The organism is Cyclobacterium sp. 1_MG-2023, assembly GCF_030546805.1.
GTDB lineage: Bacteria > Bacteroidota > Bacteroidia > Cytophagales > Cyclobacteriaceae > Cyclobacterium.
Genome location: NZ_JAUOPC010000018.1, coordinates 21,992 through 39,622, shown reverse-complemented (window position 1 = coordinate 39,622; position 17,631 = coordinate 21,992). Strand labels below are relative to the sequence as shown.

Below are 17,631 nucleotides of genomic sequence, written 5' to 3'. Positions count from 1 at the left end.
AACAGCCTGATTTTCTTGCGATTACAAACCTCCCTAGGAGAGCTCAGGAAATCCTATTTCATAATCCGGGTAAAAGAATTCATAGCAACAAAGCAGTTCTATTGAATAATTTATACTTAGATGCAAAGTACGCCTTTAAACCTTTGAAAATGAAGGGCTTTTTAAAAAAAATTGGCAATTGGCCTTAAAAAAAGCCTATCTATTGTTAAAACCCTATTCTTCCTCAATGGGGAGACCTAGATTTAAGCTTTCGAAAACATGATAAATGGCATAGTAGGTTAAAGGTATGGTAACGACCAACCCGATCCCAAATAGCAACCCTCCGATTAAATTCATCAGGGCCAAGACCAATCCAAAAAGAAAAAACTTAGTCCATTTTTTGTGAATAATCTTTCTGCTGTATTCCAGGGAATTCCAAAAATCCAATCCTGAAAAGATGGTGATCAATATGCTAAACATATATCCGACCAGAAAGTAGATTCCTGGAAGAATCAAAGCAAAAATCCCTAAAACGGTGATTACTTGACCAACTATCCAAACCAAAACCACCGGCAAGTAATAATTAAAGCCTTTAAAGAAATCCGGGTAAATCACCTGCTCTCCATGGCTGATTTTATTGGCTACCAAATAAAAACCCGCGAAAAGAGGCCCTGCAAGAAAAAATGAATACACGAATAGAAAGTTCTCCGCGTAATACATAAACAAAAACTGAAGAGAAACGATCAAAAGGGTAAAGGAGATAGAATAAATGGCCACTTTTTTATAAGTTTCCCAGCCACTTTCTATGGCTTCCCTGATATCAAAATCAAAATCTCCTTCTAAGATCAGGTCCAAATGCTTTTTGTCCATAATAAGTCTGCTATTCTATTTCTCTACTTGGAATACTATTTTGTAATTGCTGCCAATATATCGTGTTTGGTAACGATATGTACCCGATGATTATCGTCCCGTACCAAAACTGCTTTTTCTCTCTCTACCATAGAGGACAATACATCTAAAGTGCTGTCCAATGCAACAAATTGCATGGAATCTTCCATTACTTCGGAAACGTTGGCATCTTTAAGTTCAGGATTCTCAATAATCTTAAGCAAAAGCTTATTGTCTGTAAGGCTTCCTATGACATGTTCCCCTTCCATCACAGGGATCTGGGAAACACTTTTATCATTCATAATGGCAATGGCCTCCTTGATCTTAGTGTTTTTATCCACTACTACCAATTGATAGCCATCCTTCCTTGATGATACGATATCCCTTGCGGTGCCGTAGGCCTTATCTTCCAGAAACCCGTGGTTTCGCATCCAATCATCATTGTAAACTTTACCTAGATAACGCGTCCCATGATCAGGAAGTAAAATCACCATTCGATCTCCTTTTTTGAGATTTTCTTTGGCATATTCCAAAGCACCATGTACTGCCGATCCACAAGACCAACCCACGAAAAGTCCCTCTTCTTTGGCCAACCTCCTGGTCATGACTGCTGCATCCTTATCGGTAACTTTAATAAAATGGTCAATCACTGAAAAGTTAACGTTTTTCGGCAAAATATCCTCTCCTATTCCTTCTGTAAGGTAAGGATAGACTTCATTTTCGTCAAACTCTCCTGTTTCCTTGTATTTTTTAAAAACCGAGCCATAGGTATCAATTCCCACAGATATTAGGTTTTCTGATTGTTCTTTTAAAAACTTTGCCGTCCCTGACATGGATCCACCGGTACCTACACCTGCAGCAAAATGGGTGATTTCACCTGCTGTGTCTCTCCAAATCTCAGGGCCTGTGGTTTCATAATGGGCTTTCCAATTGGAAGGATTATCGTATTGGTTGGGATAAAAAGAATTGGGAATGTCTTTATTTAGTTTTTGGGCTACTGCATAATATGACCTTGGGTCGTCAGGGGCTACGTTGGTAGGACAGACGATAACCTCAGCTCCTACAGCCTTCAAAATATCAATTTTTTCTTGGGACTGTTTGTCAGCCATCGTAAAAATGCATTTGTACCCTTTTGAGATAGCTGCAAGGGCCAGTCCCATTCCGGTATTGCCACTAGTGCCTTCGATAATGGTTCCTCCAGGTTTCAATATCCCGTCCTTTTCAGCATCCTCTACCATTTTCACAGCCATTCTATCTTTCATGGAATTGCCCGGATTAAAATATTCTACTTTAACCAGTATTTCTCCTTCTATCCCCTTATTTAAATTGTTTAATCTAATTAAAGGGGTGTTTCCGATAGTTTCAACAATTGAATTGTATATCATGGACTTATTTTTAAAACATTTTTAAAATGATAGATAAAAAGGAGGCTACCGATTAAGCCCTCATTTCACACCTGCTAGCAAATACAATACCGCCATTCTAATAGCTACACCATTTTCTACTTGCTGTAGGATAATAGCATGTTCTGAATCTGCAACATCAGAATTCAATTCTACACCTCTATTGATTGGGCCCGGGTGCATGATTACAATTTCTTTATCTAATCTGTTTAATAATTCCCTATTGATCCCATAAAAAAGGGAGTATTCTCTGAGGGAAGGAAAATACTTAATTTGCTGCCTCTCCAATTGAATCCTGAGCACATTGGCTACATCACACCATTGCAAAGCTTTGAATACATCATGTTCTACCTTCACCCCTAAATCTGCAATGTATTTGGGCAATAAGGTCACCGGCCCACAAACCATCACTTCTGCCCCAAGCTTTTGAAGACAGAAAATATTCGATAAAGCTACCCTCGAATGCAAAATATCTCCAATAATTGCTACCTTTTTACCAGCTACATCCCCGAGTTTTTCCCTGATAGAAAAGGAGTCTAACAAGGCTTGCGTGGGGTGCTCATGGGTCCCATCCCCGGCATTGACGATATTGGCACTAATATGCTTGGATAAAAAATGAGGCGCTCCAGGACTGGAATGCCTCATAACGACCATGTCTACTTTCATGGCCAAAATATTATTGACTGTATCGATCAGTGTTTCTCCTTTTTTAACAGAACTACTTGCCGACGCAAAATTGACTACATCTGCCGATAGTCTTTTTTCTGCCAATTCAAAAGAAAGCTTTGTCCTTGTAGAGTTCTCAAAAAAAACGTTGGCAATGGTTATATCTCTTAGAGAAGGTACTTTTTTAATTGGCCTGTTCAATATGTCTTTGAAATTGTCTGCTGTTTCAAAAATCAATTGAATATCTGCAGGGCTCAGGTCTTTTATCCCCAATAAATGTCTGGTACTAAGCTGCTCCATTGCTATTCGTTACTTTCTTTTTCAGTGATCCAAATGGCATCCTTTTCAAAGCCTTTGTCTTGCCATTCAACGCTTACATACTGGCTTTCCAGGGTATTGACCTGCCGCCCGCAGTAATCCGGCTGAATAGGGAAATCTCTGGTGAATTTACGGTCAATAAGCACCATCAATTCCACCTTTTGAGGCCGCCCAAAAGCTATCATTGCATCCATTGCTGCCCTAACAGACCTGCCCTTGTAGAGTACATCGTCCACCAAAACAACTTTTTTATTTTCAATTAAAAAATCAATTTTAGTTTCATTTGCTCGTAAGGGAAGGTCTCTCCTTCTAAAATCATCTCGATGAAAGGTCGCATCCAAATACCCATACTCCAGAGAAATATTTTGGATTTCCTGCATGCGCTGAATGATTTTATCCAGCACCAATGCTCCTCGCGGTTGAAGACCTAAAAGAACCGTATTATCAAAATCATCATGGTTTTCTATCAATTGATGACAAAACCTACTGATGGTAAGTGATATTTGGGTTTGGTCAAGAACAAGTCTTTTTTGCATGATTAAAATTTGAGGCAAATATATAAATTATTTATTGGGGCTTAATGGCTCTATATAAAATCATCCACTTTTATTTTAGTAAAAAAATCGACTTCCTTGCTTTTCTCCCTGCCATCTTCCCTCTGGTACCTTATCCTTTGCTTGCCACTTAAAAGGTAGTAATTGTCATACCACCATATAAGTTGCAAACTATTCTCTCGTGTTTCCGCTATTCTTTCATTTTCATTTACTAGTTCAATTTCAAAGGGTTCATTTTCCATGACAATTTCCCCCTCCTTTATCTGACTAAGCATCAGTTCTTTTTCCTTGAGATACATGTAAAATAAATTACCCCCATCAAATACCAATTCCCCATACTTCATTGGGTCATTTTTACCCGCATTGTCCAGATTTACGGCATTTTCCCAGAGTATATCCCCTTCTGCATTTAGTAAAATAAATTGTGCCGACAAAAACTTATATTGGTCTACTGTCTGAGATCCCCTGAACCTAGGGTCTAACCACAATGGATTATAAAGGCCACCATAACCTCCCATCATGGGGTTTAGTCGGTAAAAATTACTTACATACCTCCCATCTCTTGGGGCATACCTTGATGAAGAGGAAATAAAATGGTCATTGTAAACTAAGTACAGCCCATTGGAAGACTGAATTTCTCTTGTCACCAACACATTTCTGATGGGGTTATTTTTGCCCTTTTCAGCTCTTCTTTCTATGCGTTTCCATCTCTTTTCACGGGCTTTGTCCGGAAGGTAATTGTAAAAGTTTTCGAAATCAGTGATGTCATAAAACCTATTGGTATACTCACCAAATTCGTTGATTTTCGTAAAATACAATCCTTGATAAGCTTCTTTTTTTTTCAAGCCATAGGGCCCAATCAAAGCTTGCTTATAATTGTTTGAGGAAGTCAGTAACCCCTCCACAATCTCCATAGATGGATCTTCCAAATCATCAATTTTCACCTCTCTAAGCTTGTTGCCTTCGGTGTCGTAGGTCAATATAGATACTATTTTATTTTTGAAGGCATCCCTTCTTGTCATCACCACATCAAATACATTCAACTCAGGATCTTTTCTCATTTGCAAAATCTTGGCATCTTTTTCAAAAAGACCGGGCACCGTTACCACTTCCTCGGTGTCAATATCAAATATCTGGATCACAGGGCGGTAATCATATTTCCCCATAAAAACTGCCTTTTTGTTAAAAACCAAAAAGTCCTGAAGTTCCATTTCTAAAATACTGGCAAGCTCAAGCTCTTTTAGTCTTCGGCTTTCGATATCTATTTCAAAAATAGCTTTTTCATCATCGAATTGAGACCCTTTATTGAATAGGACATACAATAAGTTCCTATCAAGATCAAAACCCACCAATTCATAGAAATCATCTAACTCTCTTTCAAGTGGCTTTTCTGCACTCAATTGAAAGTCTGCGGTAAAATATTGAAACCTGTTCTTTCTTCCGTAAGCATTTTCAGCTTTCATTCGAAATCCCACAACTCCTCTTCCGGTAGGCAATACATAAAAGTCGTCATCTGCCCAATGAGATTCTACCTCAAACCTTTGCGTAAATTGAACTTGCCCAATTGTTATTCCCAGTAAAAGCAAGTAGACTACAGTGGTTAATAGGGTTCGTTTTAACATTCCTCTAGGGTTTTATTTGCTGATTACTTACCAAACTTTGCCTTCATGCTAATTGTTCCAATATTTGACATCAATTCCATTCTTCTGGCGCTGGCTAAGCGATGCTTGCGGCTCCACTATTCATAATGGCGATCCTAATTTATCCTACCTACTAATCATTTCTCAGTAAGTAGCCTTCAAATGGGTAATTTGGTAGTAACGGTTGATCAACTATATCCATTGATCCTTTAATTTACTCCATAAGATAAGACTTATGATTTTATTTTGAAACAATTATTTAGGACATTTGTCAGGTACTCAACAGATCTAAAAACACCTTGGATAATAAACAAATTGTCAAGACCCTTAAATTAACCTTGCAATTGATGGAATTGCATGGAGAAAATGCATTTAAAATCAGGGGCTATCAATCTGCCATCAACAGTATTGAAAGAGAAGGCAAGCCACTTGCTAACCTAAACCTGGACGAACTACAAAAGCTCCCCTCTATTGGTAAAGGTATCGCTGAGGCCATCCTCTCTATTCAAGAGGCCGGTAGCCATGAGCTTTTGGATAAACTTTTGGAGCAAACGCCTAAAGGAATTTTAGAAATTCTGGAAATAAAAGGCCTTGGTCCTAAAAAAATAAAAACGCTGTGGAAAGAACTTGACATCACCTCCACCCATGAATTGATGGAGGCCTGCCAATCCGGACAGGTAGCAAAAATCAAGGGCTTTGGACAAAAAACCCAAGATAGCATCATTCAAGCCCTTGAATACAAAGCTTCCAACCAAGGAAAATGGTTGTATGCAGATATAGAACAAGCGGCCAAAGCTTTTTTTGAACAACTTACTGAAAGTCTTGGTAAAGACAGCGTTGCCATAGTGGGGAGTTTTGAAATGGAAGCAGAAATAATAGCAGGCCTTACATTTCTAATTGGATCGGATGATCCAAAAGAAAGCCTTGCTACAATAAATAAAGTCGATGGGATAAAGCAAGACAAGTCCAAAATGAGTCCCTACCGCTGGGAAGGACAACTGGAGGAACCCGAAATCCACCTACTTATCACCATCGTGCCGACAAAGGATTTTATTAAACAAAAACTTTTAAAATCTGCTTCCAAAGCTCACTTATTATATCCTACAGAAAATGGGCTACCACTTGGCGAATTATTTTACAAAGGGGAATTTGAAACCGAGGAGCAGGCTTATGAAGCGGCAGGCCTTCCTTATATTCCTGCACCTTTGAGGGAAGGCACCGGGGAACTGGATTGGGTAAAAACACATTCTTTGGATGAACTACTGACCCTCGAAGACCTAAAAGGTCCTTTACACAACCATTCCACTTACAGTGATGGAAAAAACACGCTGATGGAAATGTCAGCATTCTGCCAATCAGAAGGATTTGAATATTTCGGCATTGCTGATCATAGTCGCTCCGCATTTTATGCCAATGGCCTGGATGAAGACCGCATTTACAAGCAACACCAGGAAATTGACAGCATCAATGAATCATTGAAGCCCTTTCGCGTTTTCAAGGGAATAGAAAGCGACATCCTCACAGATGGGAGCCTGGATTATTCAGACGAGGTATTGGCCACATTTGATTATGTGGTGGCTTCTGTTCATTCCGGTTTGAGCATGGATATCAATAAGGCTACTGCACGCTTACTCAAAGCCATTGAAAACCCCTATACCGCGATATTAGGCCATCCCACAGGTAGGCTCCTTTTAAGAAGAGAAGGCTACCCGATCGATCATCGTGCGGTTATTGATGCCTGTGCAGCACATGAGGTGGTCATAGAAATTAACGCCAACCCATGGAGATTGGACCTTGATTGGCGATGGGTCAGGTATGCCATGGACAAAGGAGTGTTACTCTCTATCAACCCGGATGCGCATGAAAAAGCCGGTGTCGCTCACATGAAATTTGGCGTTATTGTAGGTAGAAAAGGAGGATTGACCAAAGCGATGACCCTAAACACAAAGAGCAGAGAAGAATTGGCCAGCTATTTTGAGGACAGGAAAAGAAAAAAACAATGAACATACATCAAAAAGGGACTGAGGACTTGTTAAAGCTGTCCTTCCAATCCGGAATGGCGGGCATACTTTTTGGATTGATACCCTTGGTAGTTAAGGCCTTGTTACAGCCTACCATGGCTTACGCGGGCTGGTTTGCCGGCCTGGCCATAGGCCTGCAGTTGCTGGGCTTAAGCCTTGCGGTGCTGGTGCTTCGTAGAAAAAAAATAAGTGCTCCACAAAAAGAAAAAGCCAAAAAGATGACTTTAATTTTGGCCGTATCCTTGCTCTTTTTCATGCTGGTATGAAAACCAAAAAACTAAGAACAGGACTACTAATCCTCTTTCACTTCTGTTTTTTAAGCGCATATAGTCAAGAGCCATGGAGAGATTGGAAAGTAGGGGATATTTTATTTCAAAATGGAGATTGTGGAGATTTTTGTGAAGCAATCAAAAAAGTGACCTCCGGGTATGAAGGGCAGTCCTTTTCTCACAATGGGATTTTGATCGGCTCAAAAGGTGAATGGATGGTCCTGGAAGCCAACAGCCAGGGGGTTATAGTCACCCCTTTAAAAGAATTTTTATACCGTCACACCAATACGAAGGGAGTCCCAAAGGTACATATTGGTCGGTTGAAGCCCGAATACCAGCAGCTAATCCCGGAAGCCGTTCGATACGGGAAAACCCTGATCGGAAAGCCTTATGACAATGCCTTTGATTTGGCAAATGATGCCTATTATTGTTCAGAACTTATCCATTTTTCTTTTAAGAAGGCAAATGGAGGCGAACCGATTTTTGCAACCCCACCCATGACCTTTAAGGATCCTGACACAGGTCTACTATTCCCTGTGTGGGAAAAGTATTTTGAAGCATTGAATTTATCAATACCTGAAGGTGAGCCGGGGCTAAACCCCGGTGGCATGAGCCTTTCTCCGGCTTTAGAAATGATCCATGATTTTGAAAAGCCATAAGTTAAAGAAAAAATTATTGATTCAATGAAGGCAAAATAGTACCTTGTCTAAATAATCACACATTCAAATAAGCCCCAAATGAACAGAAGATCTTCCGTAAAGAAAATAATGGCTGTAGCCGGAACCGGTGTATTGACTCCACAATTAGGCTTTTTAAAAAATATATTGCCGGATGCTAAGAAGGCGGCAGCTCCTGCACCTTTTTACCTATTCACAAAGGCCCTCCAATGGCTTCCTCTGGAGCAGGTACCTGAAACAGTAAAATCTCTAGGCTTTGATGGAGTTGATTTACCTGTAAGGAAAAATGGTTTTTTTAATACAGATGAAATAAAGCAAAAGCTGCCCATAATTGTCAATAAGAGTGAAACTTTGGGCTTAAAGCGGCCGGTGCTGACCACTGATATGAACCTCAATCAGATGGCCGATATGGGTGAATTCCTTAGGACCATTTCCGGCGAAGGAATCACCGATTACCGCATGGGCTACCTTCCATTTACCACCAAAAATATCATTAAGGAATTAAAATCCCTCAATGCTTCCATGAAGCAATTGGCTGAGTTGCACGAGAAACATGGGGTAACGGGCCATTATCAGAACCATGCCGGAAGGCGTATTGGAGGTTCTGTTTGGGAAATTTACCATTTATTGAAAGACATCAACCCTGATCATATTGGGGTGCAGTTTGATTTGCGTCATGCCTCTGTAGAAGGCTATCAATCTTATGAAAATGTTTTCCACATGATCAGTGATCAAATAAGAAGTTTTGATCTAAAGGATTATGTCTGGGGGAATGTTGATGACAAAGGTGACAGGCCGATTAATGTTCCCTATGGAGAAGGAAATGTGAAATTTGAACTTTTACAAGAGCATCCGGGATTTATGGGCAGTCTTCCTAAAATCCTACATTGTGAGTACGACTTAGGAGGAGCAGAGCATGGCCACAAGCACCCAACCATGAGTAAAGAGGCCATACTTTCTGCCATCGCTAAAGATGTGAAAGTTTATAAAACAGCAAAATACAAATAAAACCTAGGCCAAGGCCTTGTTGATCAAAGCCAATGCTCGTTCTGAGTGGTTTAAAGACAAGGCTTTTTCCTGGCCTTTTGGAGACATCTTTTTCCAGGTTTTCTGTAAGATATCAATGAGTTTTTCTTCCTCATTTTTGTGCTTCGCAATGAAGTCATCAAAATAGTATTTTAAAAACACCAGACATACCACATCCTCCAGCGCCTGCGTCTCAGGGTCTGATTTCAATCTGCGTTTATTAATTAAATCATCAATTTTTTGTAAATCGGAAGCGTCATAACCGCTGCTTTCCAAGATTTCCTTGGCAAGATTGGCATGAAACCCCTTGAGGTTGGTTCTCCATAGCAAATAGCCTTTTCGGTCCATAGGATAGGAGTCCCTTGGAATTTCCCAACGCCGAATATGCTGACTTCTCGCAGCTAGCTTTAATACTTCATTTGCTTCCGGGTAAACTTCTTCTATCATGAAGGCCATCCGCTTCCCATACAACAGTTCTTTGGGTACTTTCTCTCCTTTTACTTCTTCAAGGTTTGGATCTTCTTCGTTGGCGGCATCAATTTTTGCTACTGCTGCACCATAGTCACCGGTTTTAACATTTCTCATAACGCTTTCTTTTACCAATAAGCTGTTTACAAAATAAAATTTAAACCCGGTCTATACCACAGGAATCGTAATTAGCAGGGAAACCCTCAAGAAAATCTCCAAATAGCGATTTATTTTGAATCGGTTTTACCATGTATTCAAATAGTCTATTGTATTGTTCGGATTTATCCCAAAAATAGTTGAAATATCATCCTCATCAAATAGGTAACAGCGGTAAAAGACACCCGATTTCAGGTATTATCGCTTTCATAAGGGGGACATAATGGTTAATTGTTAATTCAATAATTATTAATGGTTAATTGTTAATCGAGTAATTGTTAATGGGCTAATGGTTAATTGTTAATGGGGTAATATTTAATTTAATAATTGTTAATGGTTAATGTGGTAATTGTAAATTAACATTTGATAATTGATAATTGGTAATTAATAATTAATAATTAACCATTAAAAATAAACGCTTGATTTGGAGGCAGCATTGAAAAGCCCGAACTGAGTGTGTTTACAACTACATCCCAGGTGTCTGATTGTTTACGCAAACGAGGCATTTGTAATGCCGGGAACAAAAGGCGTTTCGGTAAGTGCTATGCGCACCCTGCATTGTTTTCTAAAGGATTAAAAACATAACCGAGAAGAAAACCTGTAAACTGTGAAAATGAAGATCAATGTAAATTTCAGCTTCTATCCCTAATTACTTCTAGGTCTGCAGTATTCACAGCCCAATCAATTTTTTGTAGCCTCAATCCCTTCGCAAGTTTTTTATCACCCGTCCAAAGAGAAGCTCCTAACGCTAAGCTCAATGCAACAAATGGAGTATCAAACTCATCTATTGGAGTGGTCATCTTAATTGCTTTCTTCCAGAAGAGATCGCTTATCAATTCCAAATCAATAAATTCAATTTTTTTTAAAACCATTCTTTTCATGAAAGAAAGGTCTTGTTCAGAATAGGCTGATAATTTTAAAAGTTTCTGATGATGGTGTGCCAATTCTTCCAGTAAAAAAGTGGGCGTGAAGAAATCAAAAGTTCCAGAGGAATTTAGCAGAATATCACTAATTGACCCATTTGGTGTCAGGAGAGCACTGAAAACAATATTGGTGTCAACAACAACTTTCACTTGAGGAATTTTTCCTTATTTTGATCCCACCAAGATGATTTTGAAACCATATCCAGCTTATCAATTTGTATTTGACTAGCTTTACTTTTTGACGCGATTTCCCTGAACCTAATATAGTCCAAAATGCGTTGTAAGCCCACCAGGTCAGTTTCTGAGGGAACCCGAATCAAAATCTCTTCATTTGTTCTTTCGATCTGCATATTTAAATATACTCAAAATCTTTAAATAAAGTTTTATTTTTAGATTGTTATGGTAATTAAAACTACCACTTATTGGGGTTGGAAAAGCATGAACTTTTGTGAATCGTAGTAGAGGACCAACCCCTTGGGAGATAGACTAAAATCACTGGAATTCTTTAATGATTCGGTGTATATCGGGCTGTCATATATTTCTCCTGCAAACGATTTCAATCCAAGTTCTAGAATTTTCAAACTGCTGTCGATTTCAGAAGCTTCATATTTCCCAACCATCCCGTTCGCATAGGTGGTTCCTGAAAATTCACCATTTTTAAGAAATATGATTGTATAACTATTTTCATTGGTGGGTTCTGCTAATCTTAACCTCTCCCGTCTCCCATCCACAAATCCGATCAGTTTCCACTGGGTACCAATAAGAGGAAGAGACGCATAGTCAGGGTTGTCAGGAATTTGGCTTAAGCGGATCTCGCCCTCCGGTAATTCCTCATCCTGGCACCCACCAAGTATTGGTAATAGAAAAACCATACCTACCCAAAAAATCCATTTGCCTTTAAAAACCGCTAATTTCTTCATCTTAATTGAATTTTGAATGTAAACCCCATCCGGGTAAAAAGAAAGGATTAAAAGCACATTTAAATTTATAGTTTACATTTTCGTTTTCCTAATCCTTTCGTGGCTTTCTTTTAAGACGTAAGCAAACATATAAACGCTACAAGAAACTGTGGGAAAGCTGCTTGACTTAGTTGAATAATGGTTAATTGTTAATGGGGTAATGGTTAATTCAATAATTGTTAATGGTTAATTGTTAATGGTTAATTGTTAATTAACAATTGATAATTAACAATTAACCATTAAAAATAAACGGTTGATTTGGCGGAAGTATTGAAATGCCACATAAAGACAATTGCTTCTATTGGGTACAAGCAAAAAATATTAGTTGTGAATTGAACTGCGTAAAATCAAGAATTCATGTGGATGTTCAATAAATTTGATTAATTTTGCCCCAATTTAGCCAATAGTAAACTATTTCAAAAATCATCAAGCATGCCAAAAGACAGTAGCATCAAACATGTACTTATAATCGGAAGCGGCCCTATTGTAATCGGGCAGGCTTGTGAATTTGATTATGCAGGATCTCAAGCTTCCCGATCATTGAGGGAGGAAGGAATTAAAGTTACCCTTATCAATTCCAATCCTGCAACCATTATGACCGATCCGGTGACTGCAGACAATGTATACCTTTTGCCACTTGAGAAAAAATCAATTGTAAAGATTTTAACAGAGCATCCGGACATTGACTGTGTACTCCCCACCATGGGCGGACAAACCGCTCTTAACTTGGCAATTGATTGCGATAAGGCTGGTATATGGGAAAAATTCGGCACTAAAATGATTGGTGTGGATATTGACGCCATTGAAACCGCAGAAAACAGGGAGAAATTTAAAGCCTTGATGGAGGAATTGGGTGTGGACGTATGTATTGGTCGTACAGCTACTTCCTTTTTGCAAGGAAAGGAAATTGCCCAAGAAATAGGCTTCCCATTGGTTATCAGGCCTTCTTATACCCTAGGTGGTACAGGAGGCGGATTTGTTGATGGCCCGGATAATTTCGAAAAAGCATTAAGTGCAGGACTTCAAGCCTCACCTACCCATGAAGTATTGATCGAACAAAGTATTCTTGGATGGAAAGAGTACGAATTAGAAGTTCTCAGAGATAATCTTGGCAATATGGTGGTCATTTGTTCCATAGAGAACTTTGACCCAATGGGGGTTCACACTGGTGACTCCATCACCGTAGCTCCTGCCATGACTTTGCCTGATCCTGTTTTTCAAAAAATGAGAAACATGGCCATCCGCATGATGAATGGCATCGGTAATTTTGCCGGGGGATGTAACGTACAGTTCTCTGTAAGCCCTGACAACCAAACCATCATAGGTATAGAAATCAATCCAAGGGTATCAAGATCTTCTGCTTTGGCCTCAAAGGCTACAGGTTATCCGATTGCCAAAGTTGCAGCAAAGCTAGCTGTAGGGTACAACCTTGACGAATTAAAGAATTCCATTACCGGCAGCACGTCGGCCTTCTTTGAGCCTGCCATTGATTATGTTATTGTCAAAATACCTAGATGGAATTTTGACAAATTCAAAGGCTCTGATAGAAAACTAGGCCTTTCCATGAAAGCTGTTGGGGAAGTAATGGGCATAGGCAGAAACTTTCAGGAAGCCCTACAAAAAGCTTGTCAATCCCTTGAAATCAAGCGAAATGGCCTTGGCGCTGATGGCAAAGAGCTTAGAAATCAAGAAGAAATTCTGTACAGCTTGGCCAACCCAAGTTGGAACAGACTTTTCCATATTTATGATGCATTCAAATTAGGCATTTCATTCAGAACCATTCAAGATCTGACAAAAATTGACAAATGGTTTTTGAAGCAGATCGAGGAATTGGTACACCTAGACAACACACTTGCCAAAGAAACACTGGAGAGCATCAGTAAAGAACTCATGCAAACTGCCAAACATAAAGGCTATGCCGACCGGCAAATTGCCCACCTATTGGGATGCTTGGAAAGTGAAGTTTTCAATAAGAGAAGAGATGAAATGGGAATCAAACGAGTGTTTAAACTCGTAGACACCTGTGCAGCAGAATTTGAAGCGCAAACACCTTATTTTTACTCCTCCTTTGGAGATGAAAACGAATCCATTGTTTCTGACAGAAAAAAAATAGTGGTTCTTGGATCCGGCCCCAACAGGGTTGGTCAGGGAATTGAGTTTGATTACTCTTGTGTTCATGGGGTCTTAGCAGCCAAGGAATGTGGCTATGAAACCATCATGATCAATTGTAACCCTGAAACAGTTTCTACAGATTTTGACATTGCGGATAAATTGTATTTTGAACCTGTATTCTGGGAACATATCTATGAAATCATCCTGCATGAAAAACCTGCGGGAGTGATCGTTCAGCTGGGAGGACAAACAGCACTTAAACTGGCAGAGAAAATGGACAAATACAATATCCCAATTCTCGGCACTAGTTACAGAGCACTAGACCTGGCAGAAGACAGAGGCAGGTTCTCCCAGCTCTTGAAAGAAAATAATGTTCCTTATCCTGAATTTGGAACTGTACATAGTACAGACGAAGCTCTCGAACTTTGCAAAACCATCGGCTTTCCATTATTGGTAAGACCATCTTATGTCTTGGGTGGACAGGGAATGAAAATTGTTATCAATGAAAAGGAACTCGAAGAGCATGTAGTAACCGTTCTCCGCGACATTCCAAACAATGAAATTTTGCTTGACCACTTCCTCGAAGGTGCCATTGAAGCAGAAGCAGATGCCATTTGTGATGGAGAAAATGTTTATATCATTGGCATCATGCAACATATAGAACCTGCGGGCATTCACTCAGGAGATTCATATGCGGTATTGCCTCCCTATAATCTTGGAGATCTGGTGATTCGACAAATCGAAACAATCACTGAGAAGATAGCAGTGGCCTTAGAAACCAAGGGATTGATAAACATTCAGTTTGCCATCAAAGATGACAAGGTGTATGTGATTGAAGCCAACCCTAGAGCATCCCGTACGGTACCTTTTATATGTAAAGCCTACCAGGAACCTTACGTAAATTATGCGACCAAAGTGATGTTAGGTGAGAAGAAAGTGACTGACTTTAATTTCGCTCCTGTGAAAAAAGGTTATGCAATTAAAGAACCTGTTTTCTCTTTCCACAAATTCCCGAATGTAAATAAGGAATTGGGGCCTGAAATGAAATCTACAGGTGAAGCCATCTATTTTATAGATGACTTGATGGACGATTATTTTCTGAAAATATTTGCAGAAAGAAACCTTTATTTGAGTAGATAAAAGACCTAAATCAATAACATACCCGGCTTGGATTTCAAGCCGGGTAACTTTATTCCATCTCCTTTACAACAGTTTAGATTGGTTTTTGTATTTTTTTTCCATTAATATTGAATGCTAAGTGGTGATTTTCCGTTAATGGATTAAGCACTTTGTTGTGTTTGAACAGAATTAGTGAGCTTTCAAAATTGTTAATCATGATTTTAAAAATAATAATTTTCTTTATCGCCTTAGGATGGGTTTTCTCAAGCTTATTTAAATTTTTCCTGAACAGTAAACTGAAAAAATTTGCAGATCAAGTAAAGGAGGCTCAAAGAGAAGAGACAAGAAAAAGAAACAAACCCAAAGATGGCAATGTGAATGTAGATTTTATACCCAAGAATGGTAAAAACGGTTCGTCCAGCACCATTTCCGGAGGAGACTATATTGATTACGAGGAAGTAAAAGATTAAACCCACCCTAATACGCTGTCCTATCCTCTTGATGCGGTTCTAATTAAGCTGCATCTTCAAAAACCAAGGCAAACATTATTTTACAAGCAGCTATTCACTAAGCCTTTACAAAGCGTTTATTTACCACCATTTGCCCTGAGGTCTAGCTCACAATTGCTGTCAAGTGAAGGGACGGCATCTTGCATATAATTAAAAAAGCTATTCGTCTCAATAGCCCAATACATGAGACAGTCTTCATTGTCGCAGTGATGATCGTACGATTCATCCTCATGTGGTTCCACCATTTCACTGCCAACATTTACCAAGCCCAATAAATGTCCCATCTCATGTAAAACAACGGTAGTTTCCAGATTGCTTTTACTGGGCCTTCTTATCCCCCCTGAATTTTTTTCAATTTGACTTCCAAATAGCACCAGACTTGTATTTCTATAGGCAGCACCTATGGTAAATGAATCCTCCTCATTTTTCTCAAAATCACCATCCACCACCAAAAGAAATACTGATATCGTATTCCCCTCGTTGTAACTTTCACGGTAATCATTTTCGATTGTCGCAATTTCCTCTGTAGTATAAGTCTCCTTATTCATAGCAGGAATTTCTTTTAACAACAAGTGAATACCTTCAGGCTTGAATGTATATTTCTCTAAAAATTCAACAAGCGATTCAAGCATTTTATCCGAAGGCTCATACCCTTCCATATAAACCAATTCCAGTTCCAAAGCCGGAAACTGATCTGCTGCCAATAAAAAGTTGGCAGACTTCCCTACATCCCACCTTGCGGCAGATACCCCCATGTACAGTTCTTCATTGACACCATCCGTATCCTCTATACATGAATAAAAACTGAAAGTCAAGCAAAGAAAACAAAGCGTTTTAAAAGTAAAATTTCTCATAGACGAATTCAAAAACCGCACAAATTACTACTAATCAGCTATTTGAAAAAATAGACCGAATAAAATAACGTGAAAAATGCAGTTGTTATTATCTTTAAATAAGGATTTATTTTTGTTAAGTGCAATTCTTAAATTATGTTAAAATTAATTTACCCAACCTATACTATTTCGGCACAGAATTGGTTATTAAATTATTGAACCACAAATGATGCGATAAACAGATTATTTGAGTTTAAAATTGCCTTATTTTATACCTTTATAGGATATTAAACATTTAATCAGGTTTACCTATTCGGGATTTTATTCGCCAATTCGGGCAACATTTTTTTCGGTTAACAGCCTAAAAGAAACTAAAGAAAACTCAATATTTGGACAAATCCACTACAAGGTTCGGGTTGAAAGAAAGCACTATTATTTAATTTAAAGCCAAACTAATGAAAAAAGTATTAATTATTCTATTCTTTACAGGATTAGGTATTACACAGCTAAATGCTCAGATTTTGTCGGTAGGTCCTAAGATTGGCCTTTCACAAGGTGATGTTCAAGTTTCGGATGGGTTTAAAGGAGAAGATTCTCAGATGGGCTACCATGTGGGAATTTTCGCTAGAATAAACCTACCTGTCATCTATTTGCAACCGGAAGTTCTTTATACCAATACCGGAGGCTCCTTTCAAGACAATACCTTTAAATACGATTCCGACTTTGACAGGCTGGATGTACCATTAATGATTGGATTAAAACTAGGCAATACCTTCCGAATTCAGGCAGGTCCTGTAGCTAGTTATATGCTTGACGGAAAAGTAAAAGCCAGTGATGGATCTTCTGTCCAAAATATTATTCCTCCTACAGAAGACTTTACATTTGGGTACCAAGCAGGCATAGGTTTGGATATTGGGAACCTATTATTGGATTTGAAATATGAAGGCGCCCTAACCAATTCTGTAAATAATTTTGGAGATATCCCTACTGACCAGAGGCAAAACCAAATCATGCTTTCTCTCGGAATCAATCTATTTTAGACTTTGAAGGGCCAAGCATTTAAGAGAAATTTATTAATAATAGCAGCTTCGGAGCTAAGCAATTTACTTAG

The 17,631-nt window shown here is 38.9% G+C and carries 17 protein-coding genes; 7 read left to right on the top strand and 10 right to left on the bottom strand.

Features of this window, described 5'->3' with window-relative positions; translation table 11 throughout:
* Window positions 1–213 precede the first annotated feature (213 nt).
* From Q4534_RS21870 to Q4534_RS21850, 5 genes are read right to left on the bottom strand one after another with little or no spacing between them, the layout of a single operon-like run.
* The gene (locus Q4534_RS21870) at window positions 214–849 is read right to left on the bottom strand and encodes a hypothetical protein (RefSeq protein ID WP_303615288.1); all 636 of its coding nucleotides are present in this window, start codon (window positions 847–849) and stop codon (window positions 214–216) included.
* A gap of 35 nt (window positions 850–884) precedes the next feature.
* Window positions 885–2,252 carry a pyridoxal-phosphate dependent enzyme gene (locus tag Q4534_RS21865; RefSeq protein WP_303615287.1) on the bottom strand — a complete coding sequence of 456 codons (1,368 nt, stop codon included), beginning with the start codon at window positions 2,250–2,252 and terminating at the stop codon, window positions 885–887.
* A 60-nt stretch (window positions 2,253–2,312) separates the two neighbouring features.
* Window positions 2,313–3,236, bottom strand: coding sequence for an aspartate carbamoyltransferase catalytic subunit (locus Q4534_RS21860; protein ID WP_303615286.1), 924 nt, complete (start codon window positions 3,234–3,236; stop codon window positions 2,313–2,315).
* A gap of 2 nt (window positions 3,237–3,238) precedes the next feature.
* Entirely contained in the window at window positions 3,239–3,790 is a 552-nt protein-coding gene (gene pyrR, locus Q4534_RS21855; RefSeq protein WP_303615285.1) for a bifunctional pyr operon transcriptional regulator/uracil phosphoribosyltransferase PyrR, read from the bottom strand.
* A 50-nt stretch (window positions 3,791–3,840) separates the two neighbouring features.
* Entirely contained in the window at window positions 3,841–5,430 is a 1,590-nt protein-coding gene (locus Q4534_RS21850) for a transcriptional regulator (protein WP_303615284.1), read from the bottom strand.
* 365 nt (window positions 5,431–5,795) lie between these two features.
* Between Q4534_RS21850 and Q4534_RS21845 the strand changes: the two genes are divergently transcribed.
* The 4 genes from Q4534_RS21845 (at window position 5,796) to Q4534_RS21830 (ending at window position 9,423) form a co-directional block, all read left to right on the top strand.
* Window positions 5,796–7,451, top strand: a complete 1,656-nt coding sequence (locus tag Q4534_RS21845) for a DNA polymerase/3'-5' exonuclease PolX (protein WP_303615319.1) — start codon at window positions 5,796–5,798, stop codon at window positions 7,449–7,451.
* Window positions 7,448–7,735, top strand: a complete 288-nt coding sequence (locus tag Q4534_RS21840; protein ID WP_303615283.1) for a hypothetical protein — start codon at window positions 7,448–7,450, stop codon at window positions 7,733–7,735. The genes Q4534_RS21845 and Q4534_RS21840 overlap by 4 nt, the downstream gene beginning before the upstream one ends.
* Window positions 7,732–8,397, top strand: coding sequence for a YiiX/YebB-like N1pC/P60 family cysteine hydrolase (locus tag Q4534_RS21835; RefSeq protein ID WP_303615282.1), 666 nt, complete (start codon window positions 7,732–7,734; stop codon window positions 8,395–8,397). The genes Q4534_RS21840 and Q4534_RS21835 overlap by 4 nt, the downstream gene beginning before the upstream one ends.
* Window positions 8,398–8,475: 78 nt before the next feature.
* Window positions 8,476–9,423, top strand: a complete 948-nt coding sequence (locus Q4534_RS21830) for a sugar phosphate isomerase/epimerase (protein ID WP_303615281.1) — start codon at window positions 8,476–8,478, stop codon at window positions 9,421–9,423.
* Between the two features lie 3 nt (window positions 9,424–9,426).
* On the opposite strand, the gene Q4534_RS21825 is transcribed toward Q4534_RS21830, so the two are convergent.
* From Q4534_RS21825 to Q4534_RS21810, 4 genes are all read right to left on the bottom strand, one after another.
* Window positions 9,427–10,026 (bottom strand): DUF4202 domain-containing protein, encoded by a 600-nt coding sequence (locus tag Q4534_RS21825; RefSeq protein WP_303615280.1) that lies wholly within the window; start codon window positions 10,024–10,026, stop codon window positions 9,427–9,429.
* Between the two features lie 671 nt (window positions 10,027–10,697).
* Window positions 10,698–11,138 carry a PIN domain-containing protein gene (locus Q4534_RS21820; RefSeq protein WP_303615279.1) on the bottom strand — a complete coding sequence of 147 codons (441 nt, stop codon included), beginning with the start codon at window positions 11,136–11,138 and terminating at the stop codon, window positions 10,698–10,700.
* Window positions 11,135–11,338, bottom strand: coding sequence for a hypothetical protein (locus Q4534_RS21815; RefSeq protein WP_303615278.1), 204 nt, complete (start codon window positions 11,336–11,338; stop codon window positions 11,135–11,137). The genes Q4534_RS21820 and Q4534_RS21815 overlap by 4 nt, the downstream gene beginning before the upstream one ends.
* A gap of 69 nt (window positions 11,339–11,407) precedes the next feature.
* On the bottom strand, window positions 11,408–11,908 hold the full coding sequence (locus tag Q4534_RS21810; protein ID WP_303615277.1) for a hypothetical protein: 501 nt from the start codon (window positions 11,906–11,908) through the stop codon (window positions 11,408–11,410).
* 471 nt (window positions 11,909–12,379) lie between these two features.
* On the opposite strand from Q4534_RS21810, the gene carB reads away from it, so the two are divergent.
* Window positions 12,380–15,199 (top strand): carbamoyl-phosphate synthase large subunit, encoded by a 2,820-nt coding sequence (gene carB / locus Q4534_RS21805; protein ID WP_303615276.1) that lies wholly within the window; start codon window positions 12,380–12,382, stop codon window positions 15,197–15,199.
* A 194-nt stretch (window positions 15,200–15,393) separates the two neighbouring features.
* Window positions 15,394–15,648: a DUF4834 family protein gene (locus Q4534_RS21800; protein WP_014020837.1), complete on the top strand. Its 255-nt coding sequence runs from the start codon at window positions 15,394–15,396 to the stop codon at window positions 15,646–15,648.
* A gap of 116 nt (window positions 15,649–15,764) precedes the next feature.
* On the opposite strand, the gene Q4534_RS21795 is transcribed toward Q4534_RS21800, so the two are convergent.
* Window positions 15,765–16,541: a hypothetical protein gene (locus tag Q4534_RS21795; RefSeq protein WP_303615275.1), complete on the bottom strand. Its 777-nt coding sequence runs from the start codon at window positions 16,539–16,541 to the stop codon at window positions 15,765–15,767.
* A gap of 434 nt (window positions 16,542–16,975) precedes the next feature.
* On the opposite strand from Q4534_RS21795, the gene Q4534_RS21790 reads away from it, so the two are divergent.
* A complete protein-coding gene (locus Q4534_RS21790) occupies window positions 16,976–17,560 on the top strand; it encodes a porin family protein (RefSeq protein WP_303615274.1) in 585 nt (194 codons plus the stop codon).
* Window positions 17,561–17,631 lie beyond the last annotated feature (71 nt).

Bases quoted from the DNA above. Each gene is read 5' to 3' on its own strand.
- Q4534_RS21815 (WP_303615278.1), bottom strand. From the start codon at position 11,338: ATGCAGATCGAAAGAACAAATGAAGAGATTTTGATTCGGGTTCCCTCA.
- Q4534_RS21800 (WP_014020837.1), top strand. From the start codon at position 15,394: ATGATTTTAAAAATAATAATTTTCTTTATCGCCTTAGGATGGGTTTTC.
- carB (WP_303615276.1), top strand. From the start codon at position 12,380: ATGCCAAAAGACAGTAGCATCAAACATGTACTTATAATCGGAAGCGGC.
- pyrR (WP_303615285.1), bottom strand. From the start codon at position 3,790: ATGCAAAAAAGACTTGTTCTTGACCAAACCCAAATATCACTTACCATC.
- Q4534_RS21870 (WP_303615288.1), bottom strand. From the start codon at position 849: ATGGACAAAAAGCATTTGGACCTGATCTTAGAAGGAGATTTTGATTTT.
- Q4534_RS21850 (WP_303615284.1), bottom strand. From the start codon at position 5,430: ATGTTAAAACGAACCCTATTAACCACTGTAGTCTACTTGCTTTTACTG.
- Q4534_RS21835 (WP_303615282.1), top strand. From the start codon at position 7,732: ATGAAAACCAAAAAACTAAGAACAGGACTACTAATCCTCTTTCACTTC.
- Q4534_RS21825 (WP_303615280.1), bottom strand. From the start codon at position 10,026: ATGAGAAATGTTAAAACCGGTGACTATGGTGCAGCAGTAGCAAAAATT.
- Q4534_RS21840 (WP_303615283.1), top strand. From the start codon at position 7,448: ATGAACATACATCAAAAAGGGACTGAGGACTTGTTAAAGCTGTCCTTC.
- Q4534_RS21790 (WP_303615274.1), top strand. From the start codon at position 16,976: ATGAAAAAAGTATTAATTATTCTATTCTTTACAGGATTAGGTATTACA.
- Q4534_RS21860 (WP_303615286.1), bottom strand. From the start codon at position 3,236: ATGGAGCAGCTTAGTACCAGACATTTATTGGGGATAAAAGACCTGAGC.
- Q4534_RS21845 (WP_303615319.1), top strand. From the start codon at position 5,796: ATGGAATTGCATGGAGAAAATGCATTTAAAATCAGGGGCTATCAATCT.
- Q4534_RS21830 (WP_303615281.1), top strand. From the start codon at position 8,476: ATGAACAGAAGATCTTCCGTAAAGAAAATAATGGCTGTAGCCGGAACC.
- Q4534_RS21795 (WP_303615275.1), bottom strand. From the start codon at position 16,541: ATGAGAAATTTTACTTTTAAAACGCTTTGTTTTCTTTGCTTGACTTTC.
- Q4534_RS21865 (WP_303615287.1), bottom strand. From the start codon at position 2,252: ATGATATACAATTCAATTGTTGAAACTATCGGAAACACCCCTTTAATT.
- Q4534_RS21810 (WP_303615277.1), bottom strand. From the start codon at position 11,908: ATGAAGAAATTAGCGGTTTTTAAAGGCAAATGGATTTTTTGGGTAGGT.